The sequence below is a fragment of the Roseibium sp. genome (genome assembly GCF_965233565.1).
Classification (GTDB): domain Bacteria; phylum Pseudomonadota; class Alphaproteobacteria; order Rhizobiales; family Stappiaceae; genus Roseibium.
The window spans coordinates 3,940,105-3,953,858 of the sequence record NZ_OZ247494.1; the positions used below are offsets into that span (position 1 = coordinate 3,940,105).

The 13,754-nt window shown below is 60.1% G+C and carries 9 protein-coding genes; 7 read left to right on the forward strand and 2 right to left on the reverse strand.

Annotation, left to right across the window (positions count from 1 at the left end; translation table 11 throughout):
* Positions 1–123 precede the first annotated feature (123 nt).
* The 3 genes from ACO6TG_RS18165 (at position 124) to ACO6TG_RS18175 (ending at position 6,881) form a co-directional block, all read left to right on the forward strand.
* Complete coding sequence (locus tag ACO6TG_RS18165) at positions 124–1,275, forward strand: YeeE/YedE family protein (protein WP_422374481.1); 1,152 nt, start codon at positions 124–126, stop codon at positions 1,273–1,275.
* A gap of 106 nt (positions 1,276–1,381) precedes the next feature.
* Positions 1,382–1,861, forward strand: a complete 480-nt coding sequence (locus ACO6TG_RS18170) for a DUF302 domain-containing protein (RefSeq protein ID WP_422374482.1) — start codon at positions 1,382–1,384, stop codon at positions 1,859–1,861.
* A 595-nt stretch (positions 1,862–2,456) separates the two neighbouring features.
* On the forward strand, positions 2,457–6,881 hold the full coding sequence (locus ACO6TG_RS18175) for an ExeM/NucH family extracellular endonuclease (protein ID WP_422374483.1): 4,425 nt from the start codon (positions 2,457–2,459) through the stop codon (positions 6,879–6,881).
* Between the two features lie 338 nt (positions 6,882–7,219).
* Here ACO6TG_RS18175 and ACO6TG_RS18180 read toward each other — a convergent pair whose 3' ends face one another.
* Positions 7,220–7,981, reverse strand: a complete 762-nt coding sequence (locus ACO6TG_RS18180; RefSeq protein WP_422374484.1) for an SDR family oxidoreductase — start codon at positions 7,979–7,981, stop codon at positions 7,220–7,222.
* A gap of 208 nt (positions 7,982–8,189) precedes the next feature.
* On the opposite strand from ACO6TG_RS18180, the gene ACO6TG_RS18185 reads away from it, so the two are divergent.
* From ACO6TG_RS18185 to ACO6TG_RS18200, 4 genes are all read left to right on the forward strand, one after another.
* Positions 8,190–8,975: an ion channel gene (locus tag ACO6TG_RS18185; protein ID WP_422374485.1), complete on the forward strand. Its 786-nt coding sequence runs from the start codon at positions 8,190–8,192 to the stop codon at positions 8,973–8,975.
* Positions 8,976–9,131: 156 nt separating this feature from the next.
* The gene (locus ACO6TG_RS18190) at positions 9,132–9,977 is read left to right on the forward strand and encodes an alpha/beta hydrolase family esterase (protein ID WP_422374486.1); all 846 of its coding nucleotides are present in this window, start codon (positions 9,132–9,134) and stop codon (positions 9,975–9,977) included.
* 152 nt (positions 9,978–10,129) lie between these two features.
* Positions 10,130–11,404, forward strand: a complete 1,275-nt coding sequence (locus ACO6TG_RS18195) for a CaiB/BaiF CoA transferase family protein (protein WP_422374487.1) — start codon at positions 10,130–10,132, stop codon at positions 11,402–11,404.
* Positions 11,401–13,017, forward strand: a complete 1,617-nt coding sequence (locus ACO6TG_RS18200; RefSeq protein ID WP_422374488.1) for a thiamine pyrophosphate-binding protein — start codon at positions 11,401–11,403, stop codon at positions 13,015–13,017. The genes ACO6TG_RS18195 and ACO6TG_RS18200 overlap by 4 nt, the downstream gene beginning before the upstream one ends.
* A 13-nt stretch (positions 13,018–13,030) precedes the next feature.
* On the opposite strand, the gene ACO6TG_RS18205 is transcribed toward ACO6TG_RS18200, so the two are convergent.
* Entirely contained in the window at positions 13,031–13,561 is a 531-nt protein-coding gene (locus ACO6TG_RS18205) for a hypothetical protein (protein ID WP_422374489.1), read from the reverse strand.
* Positions 13,562–13,754 lie beyond the last annotated feature (193 nt).

Consider the following 13,754-nt stretch of genomic DNA (forward strand, 5'->3'; position numbering starts at 1 on the left):
AAAAGGTGTTGGCAATGTGTAGCTGATCAAAAGCGACCTTCGTTGCGAAATTATGGCCGTAAATGCGAGTTTAAAGCCTTCTTTCAGGTAATCTTGCCGGCGCGGGTAAAGGAGCGCGCATTAATGTCAACGACAGTGCAAAGATCTCAGGTAATTGTTGCCGGTATCGCGGCCTTGCTTTTGGCGTTTGTTGCGCTGGGAGCCTATGGCGAAGCTGGTGGACGGCAGGCCATTGCCGTGCTGATCGGGGGGCTTGCAGGCCTGTCGCTCTATCATGCCAGCTTCGGTTTCACCGCGGCCTGGCGGCGGATCGTGACGGAAAAGCGCGGTGGCGGCCTGCGCGCGCAGTTTGTGCTTATCCTGCTCACCAGTGCGGTGTCCTTTCCGCTGATTGCCTGGGGCAGCACACTTGGCTGGCCAACGGGCGGTTTTGTGTTCCCTTTCGGCATCGCCGCCGCGCTTGGAGCCTTCATGTTTGGCGCGGGCATGCAGCTCGGTGGCGGCTGCGGCTCCGGTACGCTGTTCACGGCCGGTGGCGGTTCCACCCGGATGATGATCACGCTCGCCGCCTTCGTGCTGGGATCGGTTCTGGCCACCGCCCATCTGCATCTTTGGGGCCGTTTGCCAAAACTTCCGGCGGTGTCTCTCATCAGGGAATTCGGGCCGCATGGTGCCTTTCTGCTGACAGCGCTGGTGTTGGGTGGCCTGGCACTGCTTACGGTGGGGATCGAACGCAAGGCCCATGGCGACATTGCAGCCGCGCGCCCGACGCAATCGCTGCTGAAAGGGCCGTGGTCACCGATGCTGGGGGCGATCATGCTGGCCGTCGTCGGCATCGCGACCTTTATCGTTGTCGGCCGGCCCTGGGGGATCACCTCGGCTTTTGCGCTCTGGGGCGGCAAGATCTTTCACGCCATTGGCATTCCGGTCGACACCTGGCCCTACTGGACGTGGCAGCGCAGCGCTCTGGAGAATTCGGTCCTGCGGGATACCACCTCCGTGATGGATTTTGGCGTGATCCTCGGTGCCATGGCGGCGGCGGCCCTGGCTGGCCGGTTTGCGCCGGTCTGGAAGCTTAGCCGCCGCGACGTTCTGACGGCGATCGCCGGCGGACTGTTGATGGGCTATGGCGCGCGCCTCGCCTATGGCTGCAACATCGGCGCCTATCTCGGTGGGCTCGTATCCGGCTCCCTGCACGGCTGGCTTTGGCTGGCGTTCGGCTTCCTTGGCAGCCTTGCCGGGACGCGCCTGCGATTGCGGCTCGGCATGGGGTGACCACGTTTTGTCAGGAGACCATCGGCCACACCGGAATGTGAGCGGCATGTGAAACGCAAACGGCTAGGTTGGCTCCGACAACCGTCTTGCCTCTGGAGTTCCGATCATGCGCCTGGCCCTGGTATTTGTTGTTTCCCTGTTTCTGTCTTTGAGCTCGAGCCTCGCCGACAGCGTTCCGGACCGGAAAGGCTGGCAGGTCGCCCCGACGGACAAGACCTATCAGGCGCTGGTCGATGACCTGAAAACCTCGATCAAGGCGCATGAGATGTTGCTGGTCACCCAGGCAAGTGCCTCTGCCGGTGCAAAGGGACGTGGCTTGACGATCCCGGGCAACCGGGTTATCGGCGTTTACCGCAATGACTATGCGGTGCGCATGCTGGAGGCCTCGGTCGCCGCCGGCATCGAGGCGCCGATCCGGTTCTACGTCACGGAAAACAGCGACGGAACGGCAACACTTTCCTGGAAGACGCCGAGTTTCGTATTCGCGCCTTATTTCGACGATGGCGGCGAGGCCCTGGAAACACTGGCCGCAGAACTTGACCTTGTTTTCCTGTCCATCGCCGAGGGGGCTGTTGCCGCTCGGTAACAGGTTGGTGGTTTGCGCAATTTGCGGGCAGCCAAGTCCGGATTTTGGGCTTGTGAAACGCCCTGCGCGGCCTCACATTAAAAGTGTCGTCAACAACTGAAAGGAGGTGTGCCCATGTCTAATGAGTATCTGAACGTGGCCCAGGTTTCTGGGCGGAATCGAACGGTGCTGGAGCAGCCTCTGGTATTGACCGGTTTCGCTGGGATTTGATCCGGACCCTGTGTCACGTCGATCTCATGGGAGGGCCGCATTGCGGCCCTCTTTTGATTCCGCGCCTTTGAAAACCACGTCCCACAAAAAGTTTTTCAAGTTGGTTGTATTGATTTTGTTTATTAAACCTAAAGTCGTTTTAATCTACGCATAAATGCGGAGCCACGAAAAGCGCTGTTCCCTGAATAATTTAAGCCGGTCTTTTGCAAAATCGCATCAGCCAGTCACTTGAATTTTCAAGTCAAAAATACAACCAAGTCATTATTTAGGCGACTAAATTTCCCTTTGCCAAATGGTCAAAAGTCAGAAAACTGACACGGTTCTGACATGGGGCGTGGACTACCTAGCGCCCCAGATTTGTACTGTTGTTTGGGGAAGACACATCATGACTTGGCATTTCCGCTTCGGGTTCGTTTTTGGCGATCATCGGTCCAATCTCCTTGAGGGCAGCAACTGGTCCGATTTCATATTCGGCTTCGGCGGCAATGACGAGATCTACGGCAGGGGCGGCAATGACACCATCTTTGCCGGACGCGGCAATGACTGGATCCATGGCGGGTCCGGGAACGACTATATCAATGGCGGCCGGGGCTTCGACACCGCCGCTTTTGACGGTTCGATCTTCGACTATGACGTGTCTCTCTGCCGGAGCTGGTTCTCCACCACAGCCATTGTCACCCGCTTCGGCGATGACGGCCGACCCGTGGAAGTCGACTATCTGAAGAACGTCGAGGCACTGTATTTCGCCGAAGAAGACTACACGCTCTATATCGACGGGCGGAACAATCAGGTTTTGGCGCTCGACGACCTTGCAGCGACCAATGAAGACACGGCACTGACGCTGTCCTTCGATGCGCTTCTGGCCAATGACACGGATTTCGACGGCGACACGCTGTCGATCACCCAGGTCGACGCCCTGAGCAGTTTGGGTGCGGTCATTTCGGTTGTTGACGGACAGGTCATCTACAACCCGGCGGGTTCCTTCGATGCCCTGAAAGAAGGTGAAACCATCACCGACACTTTCACTTACACGGTGAATGACGGCCGTGGTGGCAGCACCACGGCGACGGTCAGTGTGACGATCACCGGCACGAATGATGCTCCGGAGCTCCAGCTCGCGTCCAGCCTTGATTATGCCGAAAACGGCACGGACGTTGTCGCCGATGCCGAGGCCAGCGACGTTGACAGCGATGGCGTGACCTTCTCACTCTCCGGTACGGATGCGGCGCTGTTCACGATTGACGAAGACACCGGCGAAATCCGGTTCCGGTCTGCTCCCGATTACGAAACGCCCGCTGATTCAAACGGTGACAACACCTATGATCTGATTGTCACCGCGACCGACACCGAAGGCGCGACCGACAGCCAGGCTCTGACCGTCAACGTGACGGATGTTCTGGAAATTCCGGAGATCGATGCCCGGATCAACGAGTTCCACTACGACAATGCCGGCACCGACACGGGCGAGTTTGTCGAGATCCGTACGGCAGCGGGAGACGACGTCTCCTTCCTGCAGATCGTCCTGATCAACGGCTCCAACGGCTCCGAATACAACCGCGTCGATGTTTCCGGCCTGACCATGACCACCGACGGCACCTACGACTATTACGTCTGGGCCCTCCCGACAAACGGTCTTCAGAACGGATCTCCCGATGGCATCGCGCTGGTCAACGGCGGCGCAGTGCTGGAATTTGTCAGCTATGAGGGCGGGATCGAGACGACGATCGACGGTCAGACCGTAACCTCGACTGATGTCGGCGTTGCCGAAAGCGGCAGCACGGAGGCCGGTCAGTCGCTACAGCGCAACGACGACGGCAGCTGGAACGAGGCGGCCGACGAGACCAAGGGCGCCGCCAACGAAGCTCCTGGTGTGGAACTCAATGCCCGGATCAATGAATTCCACTACGACAATGCCGGTACGGATACGGGTGAGTTCATCGAAATCCGTGTCAATGCCGGTGCCGATGTCTCCGCGCTGGATGTGCGGTTGATCAACGGCAACGGCGGTGCTGAATACAATCTTGCAGCGGTCGCCGGCCTGACCATGACCACTGACGGCACCTACGACTATTATGTCTGGGATCTGCCGGCGAATGGCCTGCAGAACGGTGCACCGGACGGCATCGCGCTTGTGAATGACGGCGAAGTGGTCGAGTTCCTCTCCTATGAGGGCAGCATCACCACCACGATTGCCGGTGTTGAAGTGACCTCCACGGATGTCGGCGTCGCCGAGAGCAGTGCAACGGCCGTCGGCGAGTCCCTCCAGCGCAACGAGGACGGCTCCTGGAACGAGGCTGCGGCCGAGACCAAGGGCGCGGAAAACAGCGGTGGTACCGGTCCGCTGGTCGAAGCCCGGATCAACGAAATTCACTATGACAACGACGGCACGGACACTGGCGAATTCGTGGAAATCCGTGTCAACGCCGATGCCGACGTCACCGGCGTGCAGGTGCAGCTGATCAATGGCAATGGCGGCTCCAGCTACAACAGCGCGGACCTGTCGTCGCTGGTGCGAACCTCGGACGGCACCTATGATTATTACGTCTGGGAACTGCCTTCCAATGGCATCCAGAACGGGGCTCCGGACGGTATTGCGCTTGTCAACGGAACCGAAGTCGTCGAATTCCTGAGCTACGAAGGCACCATCACGGCAACGATCGCGGGCACGGAAGTCACCTCCACCGATATCGGTGTTTCCGAAAGCAATTCGACCCCGGTTGGCCAGTCCCTGCAACGCAATGACGATGGCAGCTGGAATGCGCCGGCCGACGAGACGCGCGGCGAAGCCAATGACGGTGGCGGTGGCGGCGAACCGACAGCCCGCTTCATTTCCGAAATCCAGGGCTCCGGGTCGGCCAGCCTGCTCATTGGCAATTATGTATTGGTCTCTGCCGTTGTCACCTACACCACAAGCAACGGCTTCTTCCTGCAGGAAGAAGACGCGGATGCGGATGGCGATGCGCTGACGTCCGAAGGCATCTTCGTTTTCACAGGCGGAGAACCGTCGGTGGTGTCCGGCGACACGGTCGATGTCGCGGGGACAGTCGAGGAGTTCTTCGGCATGACCCAGCTCGGAGGGAGCGTCGAGGTGACCAAGACCGGCACCACGACCTTGCCGACAGCGGCCGAGATCCAGTTGTCCCGGACCGCGACCAATTACGAACAATATGAAGGTATGCGCATTTCGGTCACTTCCGGCATCGAAAACGAGCGGGTGACCATAATCGAAAACTTCAACTTCGACCGCTTTGGCGACATCACCGTCAGCGCCGGGACACAGACCCAGGCAACCCAGCTTTATGATGCCCAGACCCAGGCGGACGAGATCGCCGACCATATCGAAGGCAACATGAACAACCGCCTGGTGATTACCGACGGCACCTCCAGCCAGAATCCAGACAGCTATGGCTATGTGGCGAACACCTCGGCCGGTGACGATGGCGACGGTATTCTCAGCGCCGGAGACGACTTCACGGCGGAAGGCCCGACGCTGCGTCTCGGCGCGGAAATGAACTCGGCGATCGAAGGTGTGCTGACCTATGAATTCGGTGAATTCAAGGTGCTGGTCGACGGCACGCTCGACATCGACGAGGCGACAAACTCCGGGGCACGGCAGGACACGCCGGACGATGTCGGCGGCGAGATCCAGGTCGCCAGCTTTAACGTGCTGAACTACTTCACCACCTTCTCCGGCGGCACAGGGCCGAATGGCGATCTCAATCCGCGCGGGGCCGACAGCCAGGAAGAATTCGACCGCCAGACCACCAAGATCGTCGAGGCAATGATCAAGACGGGTGCTGAAGTCTTTGCGCTTCAGGAAATCGAGAATAACGGTTTCGGTGATGCCTCTGCCATTGCCGCCCTGGTCGATGCCCTCAATGCCAAGGCCCTTGCCGAGGGAACAGGTGCAGTTTACGCCTATGTCAATCCGCTGGGCGGCGACGGGTTCCTGGGCACCGATGCCATCATGACCGGCATGGTCTATGACACCACAAAACTGACGCTGGTCCATGCAGACGGTCTTGTCTTCAACGAGGCTTCGGCGGCCGACACGTTTGCAATTGCGGACTTCCTCAACAGCTACGTCTCCTCGGGCGATCAGGTGGGGGATTTCCAGCGTAACCGCCCGACCACCATTGCAACGTTCGAAGATGCCAATGGTGAAGTCTTCACGGTCGCCTCCAGTCACTTCAAGTCGAAGGGCGACAGCAACCTGCAGGATCTGGCCGAGGGCGTCCAGTCTGCTCTGGACAGCGGCTCGGTGCCCGCCGGTGAAGTGGCTGCCGTCACCGCGGCCCTGGCGGCGCTGATTGCCGATCCGAACTTTGACCAGGGCAACGGTCAGGCGTACTGGAACCAGGTTCGTGCCGATGCGGCCGGAGAACTGGCCGCCTACCTGGACAGCACCTACGCGGCAGACCTGGCGGGACAGGGCATCATTGATGCCGACTATCTGCTGATGGGCGACTTCAATGCCTATGCGGAGGAAGACCCGGTTCAGACGGTGCGGGATGACGCCGGCTACATCGACCTGATTGACCAGTTCATCAGCCAGGAGGATGCCTACAGCTTCGTCTTTGACGGCCAGCAGGGCACGCTCGATCAGGCGCTTGCCACGAGCAGCCTGGCGAACCAGGTGACCGGTCTCACCGAATGGCACATCAATGCCGATGAGCCGGATCTGCTGAACTACGACCAGGACTTCAACGATCCGGGTTTCTTTAGCGCTGATCCCTTTGCCTCGTCCGACCACGATCCGGTGATCATCGGCCTCGATCTGGGCAGCCAGAACGACGCCTTGCTCGCGTAAGGACCGGAGCTCCAACAACGAAAACGGCGGCCACTGGCCGCCGCTAGATTGCTGACAAAATTACTCCGTCATTCCGGACGGTCTGCAGCGCAGCTGCATGGCCAGATCCGGAACCCAGCGAATATTTCGCGCTGCAGGCGCGTCTTTAGTCCAAACATCAGGCACTGAACTGAATTTGTGCTCGCTAACGCTCGCGCAGATACGCTGGGTTCCGGATCGGCGCGCAGTCACACTGCACTTGTCCGGAATGACAGACAGGGCGAGTTAACAAACTGACGGCGGCCCCTGGCCGCCGTTTTTGTCTTGTGCTGCGTTCTCTGCGCCAAGCCAGAAGGCTGTTACACCAGCCCGACCGACTTGCGCACATCTTCATCCCGCAGCGAGCAGTCGACGCCGCGATAGGCATCACCCGCATCCGTGCACAGCCAGCAGATCGCTTCGCCAACCCATGCGGCAGGGATATGCACGGCCGGGTCGAGCTGGCTGACCGGGTTGATGCCAGACGCCTTGATGTCGACCTGCATCTGGGTGGCCACGGTGCCCGGGCTGAGGCCGACGATGCGCAGTCCCTTGTCGCCGAATTCCTTGTCACCGCAGCGGGTCAATGACAGGGCCGCAGCCTTGGAGGCGCAATACTGGCTCCAGCCTTCGAGCGCGCCCGTCGCGGCGCCCGAGCTGATATTGACAACCGTACCGGATCCCTTGGAGAGCATATGCGGTGCAACCGCGCGCAGGCCGTAATAGACGCCCTTCACGTTGATATCGATGACCTTGCCCCAGGCCGCCGGGTCGGACTCCTCGATGCGGGCAATCGGTTCGATGACGCCGGCGTTGTTGACCAGAATGTCGATGCCGCCATAGGTCTCGATGCAGGTCTCAACGGCCTTCACCACGTCATCGAAGTCGGAGACATCGCAGGTTACCGCCCTCGCGCTGCCACCGGCCGCGTTGATCTCCGCGGCGATACGTTCGATGTCCTTGCCCGAGCGTGCGGCCAGCACCACCTTGGCGCCGTATTTGACAAGGCTCCTGGCGGCGGCTTCACCGATACCGCGGCTTGCACCGGTGACCAGAGCAACTTGTCCTGACAGATCAAACATGTAACGTCCCCTGCTGTGTCCGGCCCTCGTGGCCGTCTTCTTGTTCTGCGGACCTTAATGCGGTGACATCAAGGAATAAACAGCCTGCATGCAGGAGCGTCCTGCAGCTTCTGCACGAATGCGTAAGGGTCTTAGCTAATTGACTTTTGCCGCTGCCTCTAGTGGTTTGAACGCAAAGACTGAAAATGCGAATTGAGGGGCTGACCGGATGGCGGCGGAAAAATCGGCGATACGGACCTTCCTGCGCCAGATGTATTTCGGCCATAGCGTTCAAGCGCGGGTCTTTCGCTATTTCCTGATCGCCTTTGACCTGATCACGATCGGCTATTTTATCGTTTCGTCCGTGCTTGATCCGGCGCGTCACCATCATGAGCTGGACTATGTCATCGCCGCGGTGCTGCTGTTGGACTACGTCGCCCGGCTGATCGCGGCGGCGCGCCCGTCCCGTTACCTGATCAGCTTTACCTCTTTTGCCGATGTGGTGGTCATCGCCTCACTGATCGCGCCGGCCTTCCTGGAAAACTTCGCCTTCCTTCGGGTGGTGCGCATGCTGCGGCTGATGCGCTCCTATCATTTGCTGAAGGAACTGCGCGATGCGTCTGCCTGGTTCCGGCGCAACGAGGACATCCTGCAATCGGCCGTCAACCTGATGGTGTTCATTTTCGTGGTCACCGCCATCGTCTTCGTGGTCGAGGATGACCGCAACGAGAACATCAACAATTATCTCGATGCGCTCTATTTCACCGTAACCACGCTGACCACGACTGGCTTTGGCGACATCACCATGACCGACAGTGTCGGCCGGCTGATGACCGTGCTCATCATGATCTTCGGTGTCGCCCTGTTCCTGCGTCTGGTGCAGACGATCTTCCGCCCAGCCAAGGTGAATTATGCCTGCCCAGATTGCGGGCTCAACCGCCATGATCCGGATGCGGTTCACTGCAAACACTGTGGCCGCACCATCAACATCCCCACAGAAGGCACCTGGGAATAGCCGCTTTCGGCGTGCGGTTGTCTCCTCTCTCTCTCTGACTTGTGATCGCCGCCGGCTGGACTCTCGTGCAACCGACGCCATTCTCTAGCTCCGGTGCAGGGCCCGTCGGCCGTCGCACAAGTGCCTTGTGAAGCAGTCGCTGGAGCGGTTTTGATTATGAAAACATCCCTTTTCGGTGCCCTCGCCCTGTCGCTTGTCTCGTCAGGCGGGCTTGGTACGGGGACGGCTTTCGCGTCCGAAGGATGCGGCGAGGAAAGGCCCTGCGAGCTCGAAAACGGCGAGTATTACATTCACCTTCCGGAAAACCATGAGGCAGATGAGCCGCTCGGCGCGATCTTCTATCTGCACGGCCATCGCGGCAAGGCGGTCAACGCGATCCGCAACAAGAGTTTCCAGAAGATGGCCGATGAGCTCGGTGTGGCTTTTGTGGCCGTCCAGGGTGTCAACGGCACTTGGTCCTTTCCGACCGCACCGCGCAACCTGCGCGATGAGACCGTTTTTTTCGAAGACGTGCTTGAGGATCTTTCAGGCAGGTTCGGGGTCGACCGTGCCCGCACGCTTCTGTCCGGCTTTTCCTCCGGCGGCTTCATGACCTGGTATCTTGCCTGCGAGAAAGCGGACCGGTTCGGTGGTTACGCGCCGATTGCCGGTGCCTTCTGGGAACCCCTGCCGCAGGAATGCCCGAGCGAACCGCCCTATCTGTTCCATGTCCACGGCACGGCCGACACAGTGGTGCCGCTGGAAGGGCGCTGGCTGGGCGGTGGCCAGTGGAAACAGGGCGACGTCTTCGAAAGCTTCGACATTTGGCGCCGCCAGAACGATCTGGCCGACACCGAGCCGCAGACCTTCACCGACGGAAAGCTGTCCTGCGAACGCTGGCAACCTGCTACAGGCCTCCTGGAACTCTGTCTTCACGATGGCGGCCACAGTGTCGAAGCCGGTTTCATCCGCCGCGCCTGGACGGAACTTGGTGAAATGAAGGGCTGGACCCAGAAGGGATGACTGCGGGTGGGGCGGGTGCGAAGCCGCCCATTCCCAAATGACAAGAATGTGAGCCGGCTTGTTCGGCGGCGCTGAACAGCGGTGTTGACCTCCCTCGTCCCCTGTGCCCATTTCCGGCTAGGAACCCCATTGTCTAGTCAGTCAGGTCCCCCGTGTCCCAGTCCGACCTTGCTCCCGGCGCCTTGTCCGGCCTCGTAGTCCTTGATTTGTCCCGCATTCTCGCCGGGCCGACCTGCACCCAGATCCTCGGAGATCTCGGCGCTGAGGTGATCAAGATCGAGCGGCCGGGCAGGGGAGACGACACGCGGGGCTGGGGTCCTCCGTTTCTGAAAGACCGGCAAGGCAATGAGACCGCCGAGAGTGCCTATTATCTGTCGTCCAACCGCAACAAGGCGTCCGTCGCCATTGATCTGGCGAGCGCGGAAGGGCAAAAACTGATTGCGGATCTTGCCGCCGGAGCCGACATTCTGGTGGAGAATTTCAAGGTCGGCGATCTGAAGCGGCGCGGCCTCGACTATGAGACACTGAAGGTCCGCAATCCGCAGCTGATCTATTGCTCGATCTCGGGTTTCGGCCAGACCGGACCTTATGCGCATCGGGCCGGCTATGATTTCCTGATCCAGGGCATGGGCGGGATCATGTCGCTCACCGGATTTGCCGATGAGGATGGTGGCACGGAAACCAAATGCGGTGTCGGCATTGCCGATGTCATGTGCGGCATGTACGCGACGGTCTCGATCCTTGCAGCCCTCAATCATCGTCACAAATCCGGTGAAGGGCAGCATATCGACATCTCGCTGCTGGATGCGCAGGTCTCCTGGCTGATCAACCAGGGTACCGGTTATCTGGTGTCCGGCAAGGTGCCGGGCCGGCTCGGCAATGGTCATCCGACCATCGTGCCTTACGAGACCTTCCCGGCAAGCGACCAGTCCTTCATTCTGGCCGTGGGCAATGACAGCCAGTTCCAGAAATTTTGCACCGTTGCAGGTGCGCCGGAGCTGGCGCAGGACCCTCTGTTTGCCAAGAACGCCGACCGGGTACGCAACCGCAAGGATCTGGTGCCGAAGATCCGTCGGCTCACCATCGAAAAATCCGCTGCCGACTGGATCGCGGAACTGGAAGCGGCCGGGGTGCCCTGCGGCCCGGTCAACGATCTTGGCCAGGTCTTTGACGATCCGCAGGTGCAGGCCCGTGACATGCGTATCACGCTGCCCCATCCATTCAGCGGCAGCGTTGATCTGATCGGTTCGCCCATCAATCTGGAAAAGACGCCGGTGGCCTATCGCAACGCGCCGCCACTCCTCGGGGCGGATACGCAGGGCGTGTTGACGCGTCATCTCGGTTTGCACCCCGAAACCCTGACAGAGCTTGCCGAGCGCGGCATTCTCGGCTTTCAAACGCCCCTCAAGGAAGAGACAAACGCATGACGACCGGTGCCGATATCATTGCAGGCAAACTTTATGCAGCAGGATGCCGTCATGCCTTCGGCATACCAGGCGGCGAGGTGCTCGCCCTGATGCAGGCGCTCGATGAGGCCGGGCTGAATTTTGTCCTGGTGAAGCATGAAAACGCCGGCGGCTTCATGGCTGAAGGTGGCTGGCATGCCGATGGCGGACCGGGCGTTCTCCTCGCGACCCTCGGGCCGGGCGTTACCAACGCCATCAACGTGGTGGCCAATGCCTGGCAGGATCGGGTGCCGCTGATTTTCCTGACAGGCTGCGTCGACCAGGCCGAAGCCGAAAGCTACACCCACCAGGTCTTCGACCATCAGCAGCTCCTGCGTCCGATCGTCAAGGCGAGCTTCTCCGCCCGGCTTGGCGCGCTCGACGTGATGATGGAAAAGGCGCTGGCCATCGCGCTCGACGGCCAGCCGGGTCCGGTCCATATCGATGTTCCGATCAAGGTTGCCGAAAGCGAAACCGGCGAAGCCTGGACCAAGGTCTTTCAGGCAGCTCCCGTTGCCACGCAGCCCTTGCCGGGCAAGGACCTGGAAACCGCGCTGGAGCTGATCGCAAAGGCCGAGCGTCCGATAGCGATTGCCGGTGTCGATGCGGTCAATGAAGGCGCGTCCGCGGCGATCACCCAGTTCTGCGAAACCTACCGGGTCCCGCTGGTCACAAGCTACAAGGGCAAGGGTCTTCTGGACGAGACCCACCCTCTGGCCCTTGGCGGGGCCGGCCTGTCTCCCAAGGCGGACAGCCACCTGCTGCCGCTGATCAACCAGAGCGACTGCATCCTGCTGCTTGGCTACGATCCGATCGAAATGCGCATCAACTGGCGCAATCCATGGAGCGACGATGCACCGGTGGTCGATGTCACCCCGGTGCTCAGGACGCACGGCATGCATGCGGTTTCTGCCACGCTGCGTGGTGACGTTGCGCCTGTGTTGAAACTGATGAGCGAAGTGCGCGATCCGGGCAAGGTCTCCTGGCCTGGCGGGGAGCCTGCAAAAACCCGCAAGGCGCTGGAAGGTGCCTTTGCACCGGAAGGTGGCGGCTGGGGCCCGGCAACCGTGTTCCATACCCTGCGCAACGCATTGCCCGGCAACACGGTGGCAACCGCCGACAGCGGTGCGCACCGCATTCTCGTCAGCCAGATCTGGCGCTGTCCTGGGCCGCGCCAGATGCTTCAATCTTCCGCGCTCTGCACGATGGGCTGCGCCGTGCCGCTCGCCATGGGACATCGACTGGTCGACGGCGAGGCACCGGTGATCGCCTTTGTGGGCGACGCCGGTCTTGAAATGTGCCTCGGCGAACTCTCCACCCTGCGCGATCTGAAAATCCCGGTGATCATCTGTGTGCTGGTCGATACCAGCCTTGCGCTGATCGAGCTGAAACAGCGCAACAGCCAGCGCCCGAATGTCGGCGTCGATTTCGGCGAAACCGACTTTCCAGCCGTCGCTAACGCCTATGGGGGGCACGGTGTTTGGGTGGAGGACGCGGCGACGCTCAAGTCCGAGGCCGAAGCCGCTTTGGCCCGCGACGGATTTACCCTGCTCGCCTGCCGCATCGAGCGCCGGGCCTATGATGGGGCGATCTAGCGCGGCATGACAGCTATTGCCGATTTTGTCCTTCGACGATGGACAGCGTCAGCGCCGTGAGCATCTCTGCCGCTTCTTCCGTGGTCAGCGGCAGCGACCGCGCTGTGATCGAATAGCCTTCAAAAAACGGAATGAGCAAGGCTTGCAGCTGCTTGCGAACCTGCGCGTCAAGGCCACCTGGAAAGGCGAAATCCGTCATCACATCCGAAAAGTTCCTGTAGTAGTCCATCAGGCATTGGTCGATCACGGAGTTTCTGCTGGAAATCGCCCAGATCTCGCGAAACGCACGGCACATGTCGGAAATTTCCTGGCCGTGGCTGAGACCGGTGCGAACAAGAAAACGGACCCGTTCTTCTGCGGTCGCAGCCTCGCTCTGCTGTGTCAGCGTTACCAGGCTCGCGGTGCATTCGTCGAAGTAGCGCGAAACCATCGCTGCTAGAACCTCATCCCGCGATGAAAAGTAATACTGCACATTGCTGAGCCGCATGCCGGCGGTGTCCGCGAGCTTGCGAAGTGTCAGTCCGGCATCCCCCGTTTCGATCAACAGTTTCAGCGCGCAATCAAGGATCAGCAGTTCCTTGGGTGATCGGGATTGGGCGGTAATAGGCTGTTCCTCTTCGACTTTTCTGATTTTCAGCGACTATGGCTCTTTCTGTTTCAAGGAACAAACAAAATAAGGGATTGACGATTTTGGTCAAGCGACCTAAATATTGGTCAAGTGACCAAATTGCAGATGG

Bases quoted from the DNA above. Each gene is read 5' to 3' on its own strand.
- ACO6TG_RS18165 (WP_422374481.1), top strand. From the start codon at position 124: ATGTCAACGACAGTGCAAAGATCTCAGGTAATTGTTGCCGGTATCGCG.
- ACO6TG_RS18170 (WP_422374482.1), top strand. From the start codon at position 1,382: ATGCGCCTGGCCCTGGTATTTGTTGTTTCCCTGTTTCTGTCTTTGAGC.
- ACO6TG_RS18175 (WP_422374483.1), top strand. From the start codon at position 2,457: ATGACTTGGCATTTCCGCTTCGGGTTCGTTTTTGGCGATCATCGGTCC.
- ACO6TG_RS18180 (WP_422374484.1), bottom strand. From the start codon at position 7,981: ATGTTTGATCTGTCAGGACAAGTTGCTCTGGTCACCGGTGCAAGCCGC.
- ACO6TG_RS18185 (WP_422374485.1), top strand. From the start codon at position 8,190: ATGGCGGCGGAAAAATCGGCGATACGGACCTTCCTGCGCCAGATGTAT.
- ACO6TG_RS18190 (WP_422374486.1), top strand. From the start codon at position 9,132: ATGAAAACATCCCTTTTCGGTGCCCTCGCCCTGTCGCTTGTCTCGTCA.
- ACO6TG_RS18200 (WP_422374488.1), top strand. From the start codon at position 11,401: ATGACGACCGGTGCCGATATCATTGCAGGCAAACTTTATGCAGCAGGA.